General features: G+C 67.5%; 1 protein-coding gene. It reads right to left on the bottom strand.

The features are described 5' to 3' along the window. Nucleotides 1-231 (bottom strand): hypothetical protein (locus tag ACLJNW_RS29015; protein WP_410962140.1); only part of this gene is annotated, 231 nt, incomplete at both ends.

The raw sequence follows: 231 nt of genomic DNA, 5'->3' as shown, positions 1-231 counted from the left end.
CCTGGGCGTAGTCCCAGTCGCTGACGCTCAGGAACTTGACGTCGGTCTGCTGTCCCGCCTGGACGATGAAGCGCACCACCTCGCTCTGCAGGAACTCGCTGAAGGGGCCCTTGGCGCCTGGCTGCGCCGCACTGTTGAAGCGGACTTCGAGGTCTTCCCGCAGGCTGGCCCCCTTTGGCGGGCGGTTTTCCGCCGGCAGCAGGAACCGCATGGCGTCCTCGACCTTGCCGC

The sequence above is a fragment of the Salmonella sp. SAL4457 genome (genome assembly GCF_046548235.1).
Lineage (GTDB): Bacteria > Pseudomonadota > Gammaproteobacteria > Enterobacterales > Enterobacteriaceae > Salmonella > Salmonella enterica.
This window is presented reverse-complemented; position numbering and strand designations above follow the sequence as displayed.